The organism is Actinoplanes italicus, from assembly GCF_003001815.1.
Taxonomy (GTDB): domain Bacteria; phylum Actinomycetota; class Actinomycetes; order Mycobacteriales; family Micromonosporaceae; genus Actinoplanes; species Actinoplanes italicus.
The window spans coordinates 1-17,275 of sequence record NZ_PVMZ01000003.1 but is presented as its reverse complement, the minus strand read 5'-3'; the positions used below and the strand labels follow the sequence as shown (position 1 = coordinate 17,275).

The 17,275-nt window shown below is 70.9% G+C and carries 12 protein-coding genes and 1 rRNA gene; 6 read left to right on the top strand and 7 right to left on the bottom strand.

All coding sequences use genetic code 11. The features are described 5' to 3' along the window. Nucleotides 1–26: 26 nt before the first annotated feature. Nucleotides 27–3,143, bottom strand: a complete 3,117-nt coding sequence (gene ileS / locus CLV67_RS07725) for an isoleucine--tRNA ligase (RefSeq protein ID WP_106316497.1) — start codon at nucleotides 3,141–3,143, stop codon at nucleotides 27–29. A 276-nt stretch (nucleotides 3,144–3,419) separates the two neighbouring features. Here ileS and CLV67_RS07720 point away from each other — a divergent pair, with 276 nt between their 5' ends. The 4 genes from CLV67_RS07720 (at nucleotide 3,420) to CLV67_RS07705 (ending at nucleotide 6,972) form a co-directional block, all read left to right on the top strand. Next, nucleotides 3,420–4,418, top strand: coding sequence for a helix-turn-helix domain-containing protein (locus CLV67_RS07720; RefSeq protein ID WP_106316496.1), 999 nt, complete (start codon nucleotides 3,420–3,422; stop codon nucleotides 4,416–4,418). A 29-nt stretch (nucleotides 4,419–4,447) separates the two neighbouring features. Further along, entirely contained in the window at nucleotides 4,448–5,425 is a 978-nt protein-coding gene (locus CLV67_RS07715) for an ABC transporter ATP-binding protein (RefSeq protein WP_106316495.1), read from the top strand. After that, nucleotides 5,422–6,192 carry an ABC transporter permease gene (locus tag CLV67_RS07710; RefSeq protein WP_170153776.1) on the top strand — a complete coding sequence of 257 codons (771 nt, stop codon included), beginning with the start codon at nucleotides 5,422–5,424 and terminating at the stop codon, nucleotides 6,190–6,192. The genes CLV67_RS07715 and CLV67_RS07710 overlap by 4 nt, the downstream gene beginning before the upstream one ends. 219 nt (nucleotides 6,193–6,411) lie before the next feature. Next, nucleotides 6,412–6,972: an ABC transporter permease gene (locus CLV67_RS07705; protein ID WP_239166229.1), complete on the top strand. Its 561-nt coding sequence runs from the start codon at nucleotides 6,412–6,414 to the stop codon at nucleotides 6,970–6,972. Here CLV67_RS07705 and ndk read toward each other — a convergent pair. Beyond that, entirely contained in the window at nucleotides 6,969–7,385 is a 417-nt protein-coding gene (gene ndk, locus CLV67_RS07700) for a nucleoside-diphosphate kinase (RefSeq protein ID WP_106316494.1), read from the bottom strand. The genes CLV67_RS07705 and ndk overlap by 4 nt on opposite strands. A gap of 166 nt (nucleotides 7,386–7,551) precedes the next feature. On the opposite strand from ndk, the gene CLV67_RS54695 reads away from it, so the two are divergent. Beyond that, on the top strand, nucleotides 7,552–10,770 hold the full coding sequence (locus tag CLV67_RS54695) for a VOC family protein (protein ID WP_239166228.1): 3,219 nt from the start codon (nucleotides 7,552–7,554) through the stop codon (nucleotides 10,768–10,770). A gap of 31 nt (nucleotides 10,771–10,801) precedes the next feature. Here CLV67_RS54695 and CLV67_RS07685 read toward each other — a convergent pair whose 3' ends face one another. The 3 genes from CLV67_RS07685 to CLV67_RS07675 are packed head-to-tail and all read right to left on the bottom strand — an operon-like array spanning nucleotide 10,802 to nucleotide 15,149. Further along, complete coding sequence (locus CLV67_RS07685; RefSeq protein ID WP_106316492.1) at nucleotides 10,802–11,197, bottom strand: DUF4233 domain-containing protein; 396 nt, start codon at nucleotides 11,195–11,197, stop codon at nucleotides 10,802–10,804. Beyond that, nucleotides 11,194–12,522, bottom strand: a complete 1,329-nt coding sequence (locus tag CLV67_RS07680) for a bifunctional folylpolyglutamate synthase/dihydrofolate synthase (protein ID WP_106316491.1) — start codon at nucleotides 12,520–12,522, stop codon at nucleotides 11,194–11,196. Before CLV67_RS07680 ends, CLV67_RS07685 begins: the two co-directional genes overlap by 4 nt. After that, nucleotides 12,519–15,149, bottom strand: a complete 2,631-nt coding sequence (locus CLV67_RS07675) for a valine--tRNA ligase (protein ID WP_106316490.1) — start codon at nucleotides 15,147–15,149, stop codon at nucleotides 12,519–12,521. Before CLV67_RS07675 ends, CLV67_RS07680 begins: the two co-directional genes overlap by 4 nt. Nucleotides 15,150–15,290: 141 nt before the next feature. On the opposite strand from CLV67_RS07675, the gene CLV67_RS07670 reads away from it, so the two are divergent. Then, nucleotides 15,291–16,067, top strand: a complete 777-nt coding sequence (locus CLV67_RS07670) for a hypothetical protein (RefSeq protein ID WP_106316489.1) — start codon at nucleotides 15,291–15,293, stop codon at nucleotides 16,065–16,067. A 302-nt stretch (nucleotides 16,068–16,369) separates the two neighbouring features. Here the strand turns inward: CLV67_RS07670 and CLV67_RS07665 are convergent, their stop codons facing one another. Both CLV67_RS07665 and rrf read right to left on the bottom strand, forming a co-directional pair. Next, nucleotides 16,370–16,828 (bottom strand): hypothetical protein, encoded by a 459-nt coding sequence (locus CLV67_RS07665; RefSeq protein WP_146169008.1) that lies wholly within the window; start codon nucleotides 16,826–16,828, stop codon nucleotides 16,370–16,372. Between the two features lie 353 nt (nucleotides 16,829–17,181). Further along, a 5S ribosomal RNA gene (rrf, locus tag CLV67_RS07660) occupies nucleotides 17,182–17,275 on the bottom strand; the annotation flags it as partial.

Here is a 17,275-nt window from a genome sequence, read left to right as displayed (position 1 = left end):
CGAACATCCGGGCCGATCGGGTGAAATCAGGCGACCGTCACGCTCACGGAGACCTGCTCGCCGTCGCCGACCTCGCCCGCGAACCCCTCGGTCACCTCGGCGAACTCCACCGAAGTGGCGAGAGTCTCACCGGCGACGAAGTCCTGGAACGCCTCGACCGCCGCCCGGACCGCCGGCGAGGCCGACAGGACGAGCGCGATCCGGTCGCTGACGTCCAGGTCGGCGTCGCGGCGGGCCTGCTGCACGACCCGGATCACGTCGCGTGCCAGGCCCTCGGTGGCCAGTTCCCCGGTGACGACCGTGTCGAGGACCACGACACCACCGCCGGCCGGCAGCGGCGCGGAGTTCTCCACGTCGGCCGCGACCAGCTTCAGCTCGTACTCGCCCTCGGCGAGGGTCACACCGGCCGCGACCGGAGCACCGTCGACGAGCTCCCAGTCGCCGCTCTTCACCGCCTTGATCACCTGCTGGACCTGCTTGCCGACCCGGGGGCCGAGCGCCCGCGGGACGACGGTGAGGACCTGCTGGCAGTACGCGGCCACGTCGTCGGTGAAGACCACGTCCTTGACGTTGACCTCGTCCTTGAGCAGGTCACCGAGCCCGGCCAGCGCCGCGCCCTGCGGAGTGGCAACCGTCGCCGACGCGAGCGGCAGCCGGACCCGCAGGCCCTTCGCCTTGCGCAGCGACAGCGCCGCCGACGCCACGTCCCGGATCGCGTCCATCGACGCGACCAGCTCGTGGTCGGCCGGGAACGCGTCCGCCGAGGGCCAGTCGGTCAGATGCACCGAACGGCCGCCGGTCAGGCCGCGCCAGATCTCCTCGGCGGTCAGCGGCGCGAGTGGCGCCACCACCCGGGTGAGGGTCTCCAGCACGGTGGCCAGGGTGTCGAAGGCGTCCTCGTCGCCGGCCCAGAAGCGGTCCCGCGAGCGGCGCACGTACCAGTTGGTCAGTGCGTCGAGGTAGGACCTGATGCTGGCCGCGGCACCCGAGATGTCGTAGTCGTCCATCTGCCGCTGCACGTCCGCGACCAGCTCACCGGTCTTGGCGAGCACGTAGCGGTCGAGCAGGTGGGTGCTGTCCGTCCGGGTCTTGGCTTCATAGTCGGACGCGTTCGCGTACAGGCTGAAGAAGTACCAGACGTTCCACAGCGGCAGCAGCACCTGGCGCACCGAGTCGCGGATCGCCGGCTCGGTGACCGGCATGTCCCCGCCCCGGAGCACCGGCGACGACATCAGCATCCAGCGCATCGCGTCCGACCCGTACGAGTCGAACACCCGGTACACGTCCGGGTAGTTACGCAGCGACTTCGACATCTTCCGGCCGTCCTCGCCCAGCAGGATGCCGTGGCTCAGGCAGTTGCGGAACGCGGGCCGGTCGAACAGCGCCGTGGCCAGCACGTGCATGGTGTAGAACCAGCCGCGGGTCTGCCCGATGTACTCGACGATGAAGTCACCCGGGTAGTGGTGCTCGAACCAGTCCTTGTTCTCGAACGGGTAGTGCACCTGGGCGAACGGCATCGATCCGGACTCGAACCAGCAGTCCAGCACCTCGGGGACCCGGCGCATGGTCGACTGGCCGGTCGGGTCGTCCGGGTTGGGCCGGGTCAGCTGATCCACGTACGGCCGGTGCAGGTCGGTCACCTTGACACCGAAGTCGCGCTCCAGCTCCTCGTAGGACCCGTACACGTCTACGCGCGGGTACTGCGGGTCGTCCGACTTCCACACCGGGATCGGCGAACCCCAGAACCGGTTCCGGGAGATCGACCAGTCGCGGGCGTTGGCCAGCCACTTGCCGAACGAGCCGTCCTTGATGTGCGCCGGCGTCCAGTTGATCTGCTGGTTGAGCTGGACCATCCGGTCGCGGAACGTCGACACCGCGACGAACCAGGACGACACCGCCTTGTAGACGAGCGGGGTGTCGCAGCGCCAGCAGTGCGGGTACGAGTGCGTGTACCCGTCGTGGCGCAGCACGACGCCGCGCTCCTTCAGCGTGGCGATCACCGGCTTGTTGGCGTCGAAGACCTGCAGGCCCTGGTAATCCGGGACCAGCGAGGTGAAGCGGGTGTGGTCGTCGACGGTCACCACGGTCGGGATCCCGGCCGCGTTGCAGGCGTTCTGGTCGTCCTCACCGAAGGCCGGGGCCATGTGGACGACGCCGGTGCCGTCCTCGGTGGTCACGAAGTCGGCGCCGAGCACCTGGAAGGCGTTCTCCCCACCGGCCTCGACCAGGAAGTCGAACAGCGGGGTGTAGCGGCGCCCGACCAGGTCGGCGCCTTTGACGACGCCGACCTGCTCGTAGCCGTCCAGTTCCTTCGCGTAGGCGCCCACGCGACCCGCACCCACGAGGAGCTTCTGTCCGCTCTCATCGGACAGAACCGCGTAGTCGATGTCCGGGCCGACCGCGAGCGCCAGGTTCGACGGCAGGGTCCACGGCGTGGTCGTCCACACCGCGATGTCCTCGCCCGTCTCCAGACGGAACTTGACGGTCAGCGCCGGGTCGGTCCGGTCCCGGTACACGTCGTCCATCCGGGTCTCGGTGTTGGACAGCGGGGTCTCGCACCGGAAGCAGTACGCCAGGACGCGGAACCCCTCGTACACCAGGCCCTTCTCATGCAGCGTCTTGAACGCCCACATGACCGACTCCATGTACTCCGGGTCGAGGGTCTTGTAGTCGTTCTGGAAGTCCACCCACCGGGCCTGGCGCGTGACGTACCGCTCCCAGTCCTTGGTGTAGGCGAGCACCGACGTCCGGCAGGCCTCGTTGAACTTGTCGATGCCCAGGTCGACGATCTGTGCCTTGGACGTGATGCCGAGCTGCTTCTCGGCCTCGACCTCGGCCGGCAGGCCGTGGGTGTCCCAGCCGAACCGGCGCTCGACCCGCTTGCCCCGCATCGTCTGGTAACGCGGGACCAGGTCCTTCACGTAACCGGTGAACAGGTGCCCGTAGTGCGGCAGGCCGTTGGCGAACGGCGGGCCGTCGTAGAAGACGTACTCGTTCGAGCCGTTCTCCCCGGCCGGGCGGAGCTCGACGGAGGCTTCGAACGTCTTGTCGGCCGTCCAGTGGTCGAGGACGGCACGCTCGACCGCCGGCAGGTCCGGACTCGCCGGTACGCCGGTGGCGTCGGTGTGTTTCGGGTAGGCCATCTGGTGTTCCCCTCAAGCAGTTCACATGACGTGACTGCGAGGACGAGCCCGATCGGGCCCGCGGTACCACCTCGCTTGACGGTTCGTGGAGACCCGCCCGCTCATTCGCCGGATGACCTGCGCGGTCCGGTGTCCGCCCGGTTCTACTGGGGCTTGCGCCCGTTCTTCCGGAGGCTCCCCGGTGATGGCCGGTTCAAAGCCTGCGTGCCGTCAACGATACCGGCCGCCCCCTGATTCCCTCATCCGCATTACCACGGCGCGCCTACACTGCACCCCGTGATCCGGATCGAGCTCGACGAGCCGACGCTCTCGCGTACCCGGATCGCGATCAGCCCGCTGCTGGAGACGGTCTGCAGTCTCTGGCTGGTGGCCCGCGATCCGGCCGGGTTGCCGTGGCCGTTCGCCGACTGGGTGCGCCGGGCCCGGGACATCCCGCTGCCCGCCCCGGCTCAGCTCTACCTCCACCTGCCCCGGCGCATGCCGGACTTCGTGGCACCGATGCCCACGAGCGCGGCGCCGACCATCGAGGAGCAGCTGGAGCTGCTGCGGCGGACCCCGGCCGAGGTGATCGAGGGCCAGTTCGCCACCCATCACCCGGACGGCCGGCTGCCGGAGCACCTGCGCCCGTTCCGTGACGACCGGGAGGCGGCACTCGACCGGCTCGCCGACGGCCTCGCCACCTGGTGGGCCGCAGCGCTGGCACCACGCTGGCCGGCCATGCGGGCCGCGCTGGACGAGGAGGTGCTGCTCCGGGCCCGGGCGCTGGCCGCCGACGGCCCGGACGCGCTGCTCTCCCGGCTGCACGAGCGGATCATCTGGGAGCGGCCGGTCCTGACCCTGATCAAGCGGCTGGACGCCGGTTTCACGGTGACCGGCAGCCGGGTCCTGCTGGTGCCGCTGATCTTCTCGCGCGGCGGGATGCTGTGCTCGACCGACGATCCCGGCACGCAGATGGTCACCTACCAGTCCCGCGGGGCGGCGCTGCTCGCCGACAGTCCCGCCCCGGCGCCGGACGACCGGCTCGCCCTGCTCATCGGCCGGGGCCGGGCCACCGTGCTGCGCGCGCTGGCCACGCCGTCGACGACCACCGGGCTGGCGGCGACGCTCGGCCTGGCGATGAGCACCGTCTCCGAGCACCTGGCCCATCTGCAGGCGGCCGGGGTGGTGCACCGGCGGCGAGCCGGGCGCCGGGTCCTGTACGGCCTGGAACCGGCCGGTCTGGCTCTCGTGAACCTGCTCGGTGAGGATTCGGCCCGCGCCGAATTCGTTTCCTGACATCGGCGGCGTTCTCTAGGTTCCGGAGCATGGAAAGCGACTACGCCATCGAGGCGGAGGGTCTGCGCCGCTCCTACCGCTCCCGTACCGGCTGGCTGCGGCCACGCCTCACCACGGTCGACGCGGTCCGCGGAGTGGACTTCACGGTCCGCCGCGGTGAGCTGTTCGGCCTGCTCGGGCCGAACGGCGCCGGCAAGACCACCACCATCAAGATGCTCAACACCCTGCTCATCCCGACCGGCGGCAAGGCCCGGATCTGCGGTTTCGACGTCGAAGGACAAACCCGGGAAGTGCGACGGCGGATCGGGTACGTGTTCGGCGGCGACCGTGGCCTCTACGACCGCCTCTCCGCGCTGGACAATCTGCGTTACTTCGCCGAGCTGTACGGTGTCCCGGCGCGTGAGCAGAAAAGGCGCATCGCCGAGCTGCTCGACCTGGTCCGGCTCTCCGGCCGGGAACAGGAACGGGTCGAGGGCTACTCGCGGGGCATGCGGCAGCGCCTGCACATCGCCCGTGGGCTGCTGCACTCGCCGGAGGTGCTGTTCCTCGACGAGCCGTCGATCGGGGTCGACCCGGTCGCCGCCCGCGAGCTGCGCCAGACGGTGGCCGACCTGGCCGCCACCGGCACCACGGTCCTGCTGACCACGCACTACATGGCCGAGGCCGACGAGCTGTGCGACCGGATCGCGGTGATCGCCGACGGCCGGATCCAGGCGCTCGGCACCCCGGCCGAGCTGCGGAGCCGGGCCGACGGGCGCCGGGTCGTCGAGGTGGAGGCGTACGGGGTGCCGGACACCGCGCTGGCCGCCCTGCGGGACCTGCCGGGCGTACGGGAGACGGCCGTGGAGACCAGAGGTTCGTTGCAGGTGCTGACCGTGCAGTCGGACGCGCACGTGGACGTGCAGGGCGACGTGCTGCGCGAGCTGGCCGGGATCCGCCTGGGCCGGGTGGACAGCCGGGAACCGACGCTGGAGGACGCGTACGTGACGATCGTGAACGCCTCATGAGGACGCTGCGCATGCTCCTGGTCGGCACGCTGATGCACGCCAAGCACCTCAGCCGGTCCCCCTTCGAGATCGCGATCTCGCTGGTCGTGCCGGTGGTGCAGGCCGTGCTCGCGGTCTACCTGTTCCGCTCCGGCGGAGAGCAGGACCGCCTGCTGCAGGCCGCGGTCGGCGCCGGGCTGATGGGGGTGTGGTCGTCGGTCCTGTTCGGCTCCGGCGGCGCCATCCAGAACCAGCGCTGGCAGGGCACCCTCGAAATGATCATGATGGCGCCACGGCGGCCGGTCGTGGTGATCCTCCCGCTGACCATCGCCACCGGGATCACCGGCACCTACTCCCTGCTGGCCACCCTGATCTGGGGCCGGATCCTGTTCGGCATCCGGCTCGACTTCGCGCACCCCGTCGCCTTCCCGATCGCCGCGGTCGTCTGCATCGTCGCGCTCGGCATGTTCGGGCTGCTGCTGGCGTCCACGTTCGTGCTGATGCGCAACGCCAACGCGCTCGCCAACGTCCTGGAGTATCCGGTGTGGCTGGTCTCCGGCATGCTCGTGCCGCTGACCGTGCTGCCCACCTGGACCGGGCCGATCGCCGCCGTGCTGCCCACCACCTGGGGCGCCCGAGCCCTGCACGAGGCGACCGCCGGCGGGCCGGTCTGGCCGTCGGTCGCGATGTGCCTGGCGATCAGCGGCATCTGCCTCGGACTCGGCGCCGCGGCCCTGACCGTGGTCGAGCGGCGTGCCCGTGTCACCGCGACGCTGGCGCTCGCATGAGCGGGCTGCGACTGGTGACGGTCGGCGGCGTGATCGCCTACCGAGCCCTGTTCAACTGGACCCGCCCGGCGCTCTTCGTCGGCACCCTGTTCATCGGGCCGCTGTTCCAGCTGCTCTTCTTCGCCTACCTGGGACGGCAGCTGCGTGTCGGCGACGACCAGTTCTTCCTGGTCGGCAACGCGGTGCTGACCGCCTCCCTGGCGTGTGTTCGGCGGGACCATGGCGGTCGCCAACGAACGACGCTTCGGCACCCTGGGGCACGTGCTGCTGTCGCCGCGCAGCCGCACCGCCATCTTCTGGGGGCGCGTTCTGCCGTACGCCGGGAACGGGCTCTTGATCTCGATCTTCACCCTGACCGTGGCGTCGCTGATGCTGGGCCTGCGCATCCCGCTCGCCGCCGTGCCCGGTCTCGCGCTGGCGATGGCCGCCGGCTCACTGGCCTGCGGCTTCTTCGGGCTCACGCTCGGCGCGCTGGGCCTGCGGTTCCGCGACGTCTTCGTGATCTCGAACGTCGCGGTGGCCCTGCTCCTGCTGCTGACCGGGGTGAACGTGCCGCCCGGCAACCTGCCGCAGTGGATGGTGACCGTCGGGCAGGGTCTGCCCGTCACCCACGCGGCGGAGGCGGCACGGATGCTCGCCGCCGGACGCGGCCTTGATGCGGCCGCGCCGGCGATCGGGCAGGAACTCCTGGTCGGAGCCGTTTACGCGGTGGTGGCCGCGATCCTGCTCAAGTTCTTCGAAGCCGAATCCCGTCGCCGGGCCAGCCTCGACACTCTCTAGATCTTGGGGAACCAGAGGGCCAGCTCACGCTCGGCGCTCTCCGGCGAGTCGGAAGCGTGCACCAGGTTCTCCCGGTTGGAAAGAGCCAGATCACCGCGGATCGTGCCGGCGGCCGCCTTGCGGCCGTCGGTCGCGCCGATCATCGCGCGGACCACCTCGATCACCGAGTCGCCGGAGAGCACCAGCGCGGCCAGCGGCCCGCTCGTCATGAAGTCCTTCAGCGGCGGGTAGAACGCCTTGTCGACGTGCTCGGCGTAGTGCGCGTCGGCGAGCGACGCGTCCATCGTGCGCAACTCCAGCGCTTCGACGATCAGGCCCTTACGCTCGAAACGGGACAGAATCTCGCCGAGCAGCCCGCGGCGGACCGCGTCGGGCTTGATCAGGACGAGCGAACGCTCGGTGGTGCTGGACACGCAGTTCCTCCGTAACGACTACCGGCCGACACAGCAGGGCAGGCCGACACGCGGGAGTTCAGCCTATCGGTACCGCTGACGGGGCGAGCGGTGATGTCCGGACCGGCGCACTTTCGCGGACGCACCGCCGGGTCATAACCTGACGGGGACTACCGGGAGGTCCACAGTGGCGAACCAGACCGGCCGACCCATCGCCCCGGCGCGAAAGCTGGTGGCGTGGATCATCGGCACGATTGCGTTCTTCGTGATCGCACTCGGTCTCGGCATGTCGAGTTCACCGGTCGCGTTCTTCGGCCTCGCGGTCCTGGCAATAGCCATAGCGGTGGCCTTCATGCCGGTGCAGCGCCGGGGTGGCCGGGCCACCGTGGCCGGCAACGCCGAGGTGCGGTCGATCACTCCGCCGCCGGTCGCCGGCGCCTACGGGCGGGCCACCATCCAGATGATCGTGGTGGCCCCCGGCCTCGGCGCCTTCGAGACGACGGTCCGTGAGCCCCGCGTCCCGGTCGAGAAGTGGCCCGAGCCCGGCGCCACCGTGCCCATCACGGTCGACGTCGACGACACCCGGCGGGTCCGCGTCAGCTGGCGCGACGCCCCGTCGAGCCGCGGGGGCGACGACCTGCCGCCCCCGCCTCCCCCGGCCGCCCGCGCCGAGGCGGACGACCTCGACGACGAGGTGTTCGGCGGCGTCGACGAGGCCCCCTGGCAGGGCCGTCAGGACGACTGGGACGTCGAGGCCGAGCCGGTGTCACCCTCGTCCGGCTCCCGCGGCGCCTCGACCGGATACGCCCGTACGGCCACTCCCGTCGTGGTCCGCGACACCCCGACCGGCACGATCGTCGAGGGCCACGTGGTCGGCACCGACGAGGAACCCGCTCCGCTGCCCCGCCGGGCCGGCAGCGCCCACCGCTTCGACCAGGACAGCGCCGACCCGGAGGAGCCCGCCGAGCCGTCCGGCCAGCAGGAACCCGATCCGGACCACGACGAGGACCCGCCCGGCTCCCCTTGGCGTTCGCCCGATTCCGCTCCCCACAGCCCCGCTCCCCACGGTTCCGCTTCGCACGGCGCTGCTTCCGCGGAGACCTTCGGCGGTCCCACGGAGACGGTCAACCACAGCGCTCCCGCTCCGACCGCGGTCATGACGGAGGCAGACCCGGATCCCGGTCCGGCGGGCGGCTCACGATCCCCGTCCGCCTCGGCCGCCGGCCGCCCGCCGGGTTCGCGTCCAAGCCCACGCCCGCGAAGCGGTTCGGCCACCGCGACGTTCGAAACAGACCCTTCAGCCGGTACGGCCCAAGCCTCACCGAGCGCGACCGCGACCGCAACCACCACCACCGCCACCGCCGCCACCACGGTGCCCCCGGCGCAGCGCACTCCCCCGGAGTTCCGCACCGACCCGGCCGCCGACATCGACCTGGACCTGGACCTGGACGGCCCACCCACGGCCCCCACAGCCGGAGCAACGACGACAGCGGCCGCCGCGGCCCCGGCCGCCCCCCGTTCCGAGCAGCAGTCCTCCGACGACCGCCGCACAACGTCCGCAGAGCCGGACTCCGCACCCGACGCTGATCGCCGGTCGACGGCCGACCCCGTCTCCCCCGCCGGCCGCCGCGCACCGATCGACCCCGTCTCCCCCGCCGCCCGCCGCGCACCGATCGACCCCGTCTCCCCCGCCGGCCGCCGCGCACCGATCGACCCGGTCTCGCCCGCCGGCCGCCGCGCACCGATCGACCCGGTCTCGCCCGCCGGCCGGTCCTCGGCGGGTACCGGGCGGGTCTCGGGACCACCGCCACCGCCACCGCCGGTCGCCCGCCCCGCCGACGCGCCGGCGCCGCCACCGCCACCGGTCGCCCGGTCCAGCCAGGCGGCCGCCCCGCCACCGCCACCGCCGTCCCGCGCGGCCCGTGCTGACAGCGGCACACGCGAGCAGCAGATCTGGGCCCGGCCTCCGCAGGCGACCCCGCCGCCGGCCCCCACGGCTCAGCCCACTCCGACGGCTCAGCCCACTCCGACGCCCCGGCCCACCTCGGCAGACCAGCCGACACCGGCACCGCGACCGACCTCGGCAGACCAGCCGGCGCCGCGGCCCGCCTCGGCAGCGCAACCGGCGCCGGAGTCCTGGCAAGGCTCGACCGGCCAGTCGGCACCGTCGCCCCGGCAGGCCTCGGCGTCCTACCCGGCACCAGCGCCCCAACCCACCTCAGGGCCCCAGCCGGCGCCAGCGCCCCGGCCCGCGTCGGCCGAGGAACGCTGGGCCCCGCCCACCGGCCAGGCTGCGGTGCCACCGAACGTGGAGACCCGTCCGCTCGGCAGCCGGACCCGGTTCTTCATGCAACCGGGTGACGAGCCCACCATCGCCGAGGACCCGCGCCCCCGCCCGGAGCGCACCCCGTCGTCGTCGGCCGCCGCGCCGTCACCGGTGTCGGCGCCCCCGGCCGCACCGCGACCCGACCGGCCGTTCCCGAGCGCACCGCCACCGGCCGCACCGCAATCCGACCGGCCGTTCCCGAGCGCACCGCCACCGGCCGCACCGCAACCGGCCACGCCCCGGCCCGGAATCGACCAGATCGACATCCCGCTCGGCCCGGACTTCCAGATACGCAACCACGACCTGCCGATCGCCGGGAACCCCGAGCCCGCACCCGAGACCCGGCCGCAGGCGGCTGCCGCCCGCGCGGACGGCATCATCGCCCCACCGGTCAGCGAACAGCGCCAGGTCAACGAACCCAGGCCGACCGGGGAGCGCCCGGCCAGCCAACCGCGGCCGGGCAATGAGCAGCCGCCGGACGAGCAGGAGATGCCGCGCCCGTCAGCTCTGCGCGACGGCATCCTCGGGGTGGCCGTCGGCCGCGCCGCCGTATCCCCCGACGCCTTCCCCACCTCGCACCTGGACGACGTACCGGCGCCGGGCGAGGAACAGCAACGCACCGGCCCGTGGGGCGACCTGAACGCCCGGCCCGACGAGCACGCGGGCGACGTGATCACCGGATACCCGAGTGCCCGGCCGGCCGCGGCCGGTTCGATCCACGGCGTCGGCATCACGGTGCTCGTCACCGACCTGGAACGGTCGACCAAGTTCTACCGGGACGTGCTCGGCTTCCACGAGATCGACAGCGGCGACGGCAGCGCGGTCCTGGCCTCGGGCGACACCCGCCTGGTGCTGCGGACCGTGCACAACCTGTCGGCCGAGGCGGGCCGTCTGATCTATTTGAACCTGGAGGTCGGCGACATCGAAGCGGTCCACTCGGAACTACGGGAGAAGGGCGTCAAGTTCGTCCACTCCCCCCGCCCGGTGAACCGCGGCGACAAGCTCGAACTGTGGTCGGCCACGTTCCGCGACCCGGACAACCACAACATCGCCATCACCCAGTGGCGGGCCATTCACTGACCCGCCACGGGTGTGGCCGCCGTGGGTGGCGTCAGCCGAGGATGCTGCGGCGGACGTGCATGGCGTACGCCCACGTCAGCCCGAAGATCACGCCGACCGCCGCGACCGTCCAGTGCAGGAACCCGCCCAGGATCAGCAGTCCCTGGAGCACCGCGCCGGCGGTCCAGGCCCAGCTGTGCTTCATGCACCCGGCCAGCCCGATCGCCAGGACCGTCGCGACGAGCACCGCCGTGATCGCCGGTCCGCGACGGTCGCCCGCCAGCACGGCCAGCGGAGCGACCGTCAGGAGCAGCACGATCACCTCGAGCGCCAATGTCCCGGCGCCGAGTCCCCGTACCGCAGCCTGAGGGTTCTTGAGGCCCGAAGGCCGTGGCGCGGCAGCCGGCGCACCCTCCGCCGGCATCGCGTCGTCGTCCGGTGCACTCATCGTTTGAGCAGCTTCCGGGCGTCGGCCACGGTGACCACCGACCCGGTGATCAGCACGCCGACGCCGCTCAGCTCGCCGGACGAGTCCTCCTCGGCCTGGACGACCGCCTCCTCGATGGCGTCCGGCATGTCCGAGGCGACGGTCACACGGTCCTCGCCGAAGACCTCGATCGCCAGCCGGCCGAGCTCGACGGCCGGCAGAGCGCGTGGCGAGCTGTTCTGAGTGACGACGATCCGGGCGACGACCGGCTCGAGGAGTTCGAGCAGGCCGGTCACGTCCTTGTCGCCGAGCACGGACAGCACCGCCACCAGGTGCCGGAAGGTGAACTCCTCCTCCAGCGCGGCGACCGTGGCGGCCATGCCGTGCGGGTTGTGCGCGCCGTCGAGCAGGATGGTCGGCGCGCTGCGGATCCGTTCGAGCCGGCCGGGCGAGTCGACCCGCGCGAAGCCCTCACGGACCAGGTCGGCTTCGAGCTGCTTGCCGGGGCCCGCGCCGAGGAACGCTTCGACCGCGGCGAGCGCGATCGCGGCGTTCTGAGCCTGGTGGGCGCCGAAGAGCGGCAGGAAGATCTCGTGGTACGCGCCGCCGAGCCCCTGCAGGCTGAGCAGCTGCCCACCGACCGCCTGGTGACGCTCGATGACGCCGAACTCGTTGCCCTCCCGGGCCAGGGTGGCGCCCATGTCCGCGCAGCGCTCGAGGATCGGCCGCATGGCCTCCTCGGTCTGCAGCGCCGTGACCACGGTGGCCCCGTGGTGAATGATGCCGACCTTGTGCCAGGCGATGTCCTCGATCGTGTCGCCGAGCCACTCGGTGTGGTCGAGCCCGATCGGGGTGAGCACGCACACGCCCGCCTCGATGACGTTGGTGGCGTCCTCCTCGCCGCCGAGCCCGACCTCGACGACCGCGATGTCGACAGGAGCATCGGCGAACGCCGCGTACGCCATGGCCGTCGTCATGTCGAAGTAGGTCAGCGGCTCCGGGTTGCGGGCGTCGATCAGCTCGGCCACCGGCGCCACGTCGTTGTAGGTGGCGACGAAGCGCTCCTCGGAGATCGGCTCGCCGTCCAGGCTGATCCGCTCGCGGACCGTCTCCAGGTGCGGGCTCGTGTAGCGGCCGGTGTGCAGCCCGTGCGCCTGCAGCAGCGCGTCGATCATCCGGGCCGTGCTGGTCTTGCCGTTCGTGCCGGTCAGGTGGATGGCCGGGTAGGCCCGCTGCGGGCTGCCCAGAACGTCCACCAGATCACGGATCTTCTGCATGTCGAAAACCATGCGGGTGAAGCCGCGCTCGTTCAGCGCGGCTTCCACCTCTGCGTATTCGCTGCTCATGACGCCGGAAGAGCCTCGAGGGCGGCGGCGATCCGGACCAGATCCGCCTCGGCGGCGGCGAGCCGGTCCTTGATCTTCGCGACCACGGCCTCCGGAGCCTTGCCGACGAAGGCCTCGTTGCCGAGCTTGGCCCGGCACTGTGTGGCCTCCTTCTCGGCGGCGGCCCGGTCCTTCTCCAGGCGGGCCCGCTCGGCGGCCACGTCGATGGCGCCGCGGGTGTCCAGGTCGACGGTGATCCCGCCGGTCACCGCGAGGGTCGCGGTGGTGGCGAAGTCGGCGCCGGGCGCGTCGAGGCGGGCCAGCGAACGGATCAGCGTCTCGTGCGCGTCGATGCCGACGTTGCCGAGGCCGGTCAGCGCGGCGGTGACCCGCTGGCCCGGTTTGAGGCCCTGGTCGGCACGGAACCGGCGCACCTCGGTGACCACCTTCTGCAGGGCGGCCAGTTCGTCCTCGGCGGCGTCGTCGATCAGCGCCCGGTCGACGGTGGGCCACGGGGCGGTCATCACGGTCTCGCCGCCGGTGAGCGCGATCCACAGCTCCTCGGTGACGAACGGGATGACCGGGTGCAGCAGACGCAGCAGCTGGTCGAGCACGTGTCCGAGGACCCGTTGTGTGGCCGCGCTGCCCTCGGCGAGGACCGGCTTGCTCAGCTCCAGGTACCAGTCGCAGACGTCGTCCCACGCGAAGTGGTAGAGGGCGTCACAGACCTTCGCGTACTCGTACGCCGCGAAGTAGCCGTCGACCTCGGCCGTCACGTGCTGGAGCCGCGACAGGATCCACCTGTCGATCGCGGAGAGCTCCGACTGCGCAGGCAGCGGCCCGTCGACGGTGGCCCCGTTCATCAGGGCGAACCGGGTCGCGTTCCACAGCTTGTTGCAGAAGTTGCGCGAGCCCTGGCACCACTCCTCGCTGATCGGCACGTCGGAGCCGGGGTTGGCGCCGCGGGCCAGCGTGAAGCGGGTGGCGTCGGCGCCGTACCGCTCGATCCAGTCCAGCGGGTCGACGACGTTACCGAACGACTTCGACATCTTCTTGCCGAACTGGTCGCGGACCATGCCGTGGAGATTGACCACATCGAACGGCTGCTTGCCGTCCATCGCGTACAGGCCGAACATCATCATCCGGGCGACCCAGAAGAACAGGATGTCGTAACCGGTCACCAGCACGCTGGTCGGGTAGAACTTCTCCAGGTCTGCGGTCTGCTCCGGCCAGCCCAGCGTGGAGAACGGCCACAGGCCCGAGGAGAACCAGGTGTCGAGGACGTCCTCGTCCTGAGTCCAGCCCTCACCGGACGGCGGCTGCTCGTCCGGCCCGACGCAGACGATCTCGCCGGCCGGGCCGTACCACACCGGGATCCGGTGGCCCCACCACAGCTGACGCGAGATGCACCAGTCGTGCATGTTGTCGACCCAGGCGAAGTAGCGCTTGGACAGCTCCACCGGCTCGATCTTGACCCGGCCGTCCCGGACCGCGTCACCGGCGGCCTGCGCGAGCGGCTTGGTGTTGACGAACCACTGCAGCGACAGCCGCGGCTCGACGGTCGTCTTGCACCGCGAGCAGTGACCCACCGAGTGCAGGTAGGGCCGCTTCTCAGCGACGATCCGGCCCTCTTCACGCAGCGCGGCGACGATCGCCGGACGCGCCTCATAACGATCAAGACCTTCGAACGGGCCGGGTACGGTGATGATCGCGCGCTCGTCCATGATGGCCGGGCTCGGCAGCCCGTGCCGCTGGCCGATCTCGAAGTCGTTGGGGTCGTGAGCGGGTGTCACCTTCACGGCGCCGGTCCCGAAGGACGGATCGACGTGCTCGTCGGCCACGATCGGGATGCGCCGGCCGGTGAGCGGAAGCTCGACCTCGGTGCCGACCAGGTGCTTGTAGCGCTCGTCGTCGGGGTGCACGGCCACCGCGGTGTCACCGAGCATCGTCTCGGCACGCGTGGTGGCGACGACGATCGAGTTCTCCCCCTCGCCGTAGCGGATCGAGACGAGCTCGCCCTCGTCCTCGGTGTGCTCCACCTCGATGTCGCTGAGCGCGGTCAGACAGCGCGGGCACCAGTTGATGATCCGGTTGGCCCGGTAGATCAGCCCGTCGTCGTACATCCGCTTGAAGATCGTCTGCACGGCCCGGGAGAGGCCCTCGTCCATGGTGAACCGCTCGCGGGACCAGTCGACGGAGTCGCCGAGCCGCCGCATCTGCCCGAGGATCTTGCCGCCGGACTCGGCCTTCCACTCCCAGACCCGCTCGACGAACGCCTCACGGCCCAGGTCGTGCCGGGACAGCTGCTGCGCGGCGAGCTGCCGCTCCACCACGTTCTGGGTGGCGATGCCGGCGTGGTCCATGCCGGGCAGCCACAGCACCTCGAAACCCTGCATCCGCTTGAGCCGGACGAGGGTGTCCTGGATCGTGTGGTCGAGGGCGTGGCCCACGTGCAGCGACCCCGTCACGTTCGGCGGCGGGATCACGATGGTGAAGGGCGGCTTGTCACTCTTCGGGTCCGCGGTGAAGTAACCCTCCGATACCCAACGCTCGTACCGCCGCTGCTCTACCTCGCCCGGCTGGTACTGGGCGGAGAGGCCACCGGTGGGCCGGCTGTCGGGGGTACGGGTTTCGGTCGCATCGGTCACCCGACAAGTCTACGGAGTTGTACCCGGCAGGCCGAAATCGCACCACCCAACCGCGGTTCACCAGGTTCAGCCGAGGTCACGGCCGCGTGATCGCCACACGGGAGAGGTATCCCCGTCGCCTCCGCGAGATACGCTCGCCTGATGTCGGACCGCGGTCAGCACACGCCTTCTCCCGCCTCACCCGCCCCAGCGGAGGAGGCGCCGGAACCCGCCGTCCCGGCAGCACACGACGGGTCAGATCCGAGTTCACCCATAGCGACCGGCGCCGAGATCCCGTTCGAACTCAGCGCGACCGACGACGGTGACAGCGCGTTCAGCCTCACCGGCCACGACGAGCCGGAGGCCCCCGCCGCTCCGCAGGCCCGGACGGCCCGCACCATCGTGCTGGCGAGCCTGCTCGTGGTGGCCCTGGCCGGCGCCGGGGCCCTGGCCTGGTTCGGCTGGCAGGTGAACTCGCAGCGCCAGACCACCCTCTCCACGCCCGCGAAGATCGGCGCGCTGACCCTCGACGACAGCGAGCAGGCCACCTCCACCGCCGACTACCTGCAGTCAGCCCTCAACGCCGAGATCCAGATGGACAAGGCGGTCGGCGCCGTCTACAGCGGCGGCGACGAGAAGTCGGTGCTGTTCTTCGGCGGCACCACGCTGCTCTGGTCGCCGGACAGCGATCTGGATTCCGCTTTCGGGCTGGTCAACGACGAGCAGAGTACCGTGAGCGGCCTGAAGGAGGTCGACCCCGGCGAGTTCGGCGGCACCATGAAGTGCGGTGTGGCCAAATCTCAGGAGGACGGCGACATGACCGTCTGCGGCTGGGCCGACCACGGCAGCCTGGCCCTGGCCATGTTCCCGAACCGCACCGAGTCCGAGGCGGCCACCCTGATGCGCGAGATCCGAGCCGCCGCCCAGACCCGCATCTGACCACCCCTCACACCGCACCCACGCCGCGGTGTCCTGGCTCCCACCGGCACAGCCTCGCTCACCACTCAAGCGTGTCGGCATCCACCTGGCACAGCCCTCGCCCACCGGTCCCGGTTTCCTCCTGGCACAGCCCTCGCCCACCACACACACGGTGCTGGCTTCTTCCTGGCACAGCCCCACCGTCCACCACCCACACGGTGCTGGCTTCCTCCTGGCTCAGCCTCACCGTTCACCACAGGTGCCGGCTTCCTCCTGGCGCGGCCTCGTGAACCCACGTGCCGGTCTTCGCGAACAGCCTTCGCTCACTCGCCGCAGCCGTGGCCCTCACCCACGATCGCCAGCTCGGTGAGCTTGCCGTTCTTGAAGCCGAACCGATAGTGGACGTCCGGAAATTCGTCGTTGAAGCCGGAGTAAGCCAATCCGGTCCCGGTGCGGTTGTCGAGCCCATTGGCGTCGTCCCTGGCGGCGAAGTCCGGATAGGCCCGCTGCACCCGTGTCGGCGTACTACCCAGCCGGATCCCCTCAGGAGTGGCGACGTCACCGAAGGCCGGAATGTAGATCAGGCCCTCAGCTTCGGAGAAGACCACCTGATAGGCACCCGACTCAGCGGCTTTCAAATTCGCCGATCCGCAGTCACCGTCCGACACCGCCCCGAGCCCGCCGGTCGCCACGGCCTTCTTGCGGGTCATCCCGATCCGCAGCTCACCGAGTCCGGTGGGACCGAGCACGAGTCCGGAGCCGCTTTTACCGTCCTCACCCACCGACGGCGTCCGCTGAGACGCTGAAGGTGCCGAACTCGGCGAGGGCGATGGAGCAGTCGGAACGGTCGCAGCGGAGGAGGCTCTCACCGAGGGACTGCGAGAGACGACGCCCTCAGGCGCTGCCTCACCCGCCACCTGCAGCGGGCCCGAACAGCCGCCGACCAGGCCGACTCCGCCAGCCATGATCAGAACCGTGATAACGCCGCGCATCGCCGCACCTCCGCAACCAGTCAGATACATGTTGCGATGCCGGCGCCAGCACTTCAGTTCTCCACTGACGGTAACGGAACAATAACGGGCCCGGAAATGCAGAAAGGCCCACCCCGTGTGGGGTGGGCCTTTCTTAACGTTGAGTCCGGCGGCGTCCTACTCTCCCACACCCTCCCGAGTGCAGTACCATCGGCGCTGGAGGGCTTAGCTACCGGGTTCGGAATGTAACCGGGCGTT

Excerpts from the sequence above, each read along its gene's own strand:
- ileS (WP_106316497.1), bottom strand. The coding sequence starts at position 3,143 with ATGGCCTACCCGAAACACACCGACGCCACCGGCGTACCGGCGAGTCCG.
- CLV67_RS07715 (WP_106316495.1), top strand. The coding sequence starts at position 4,448 with ATGGAAAGCGACTACGCCATCGAGGCGGAGGGTCTGCGCCGCTCCTAC.
- CLV67_RS07705 (WP_239166229.1), top strand. The coding sequence starts at position 6,412 with ATGGCGGTCGCCAACGAACGACGCTTCGGCACCCTGGGGCACGTGCTG.
- CLV67_RS07685 (WP_106316492.1), bottom strand. The coding sequence starts at position 11,197 with ATGAGTGCACCGGACGACGACGCGATGCCGGCGGAGGGTGCGCCGGCT.
- CLV67_RS07670 (WP_106316489.1), top strand. The coding sequence starts at position 15,291 with ATGTCGGACCGCGGTCAGCACACGCCTTCTCCCGCCTCACCCGCCCCA.
- CLV67_RS07710 (WP_170153776.1), top strand. The coding sequence starts at position 5,422 with ATGAGGACGCTGCGCATGCTCCTGGTCGGCACGCTGATGCACGCCAAG.
- CLV67_RS07680 (WP_106316491.1), bottom strand. The coding sequence starts at position 12,522 with ATGAGCAGCGAATACGCAGAGGTGGAAGCCGCGCTGAACGAGCGCGGC.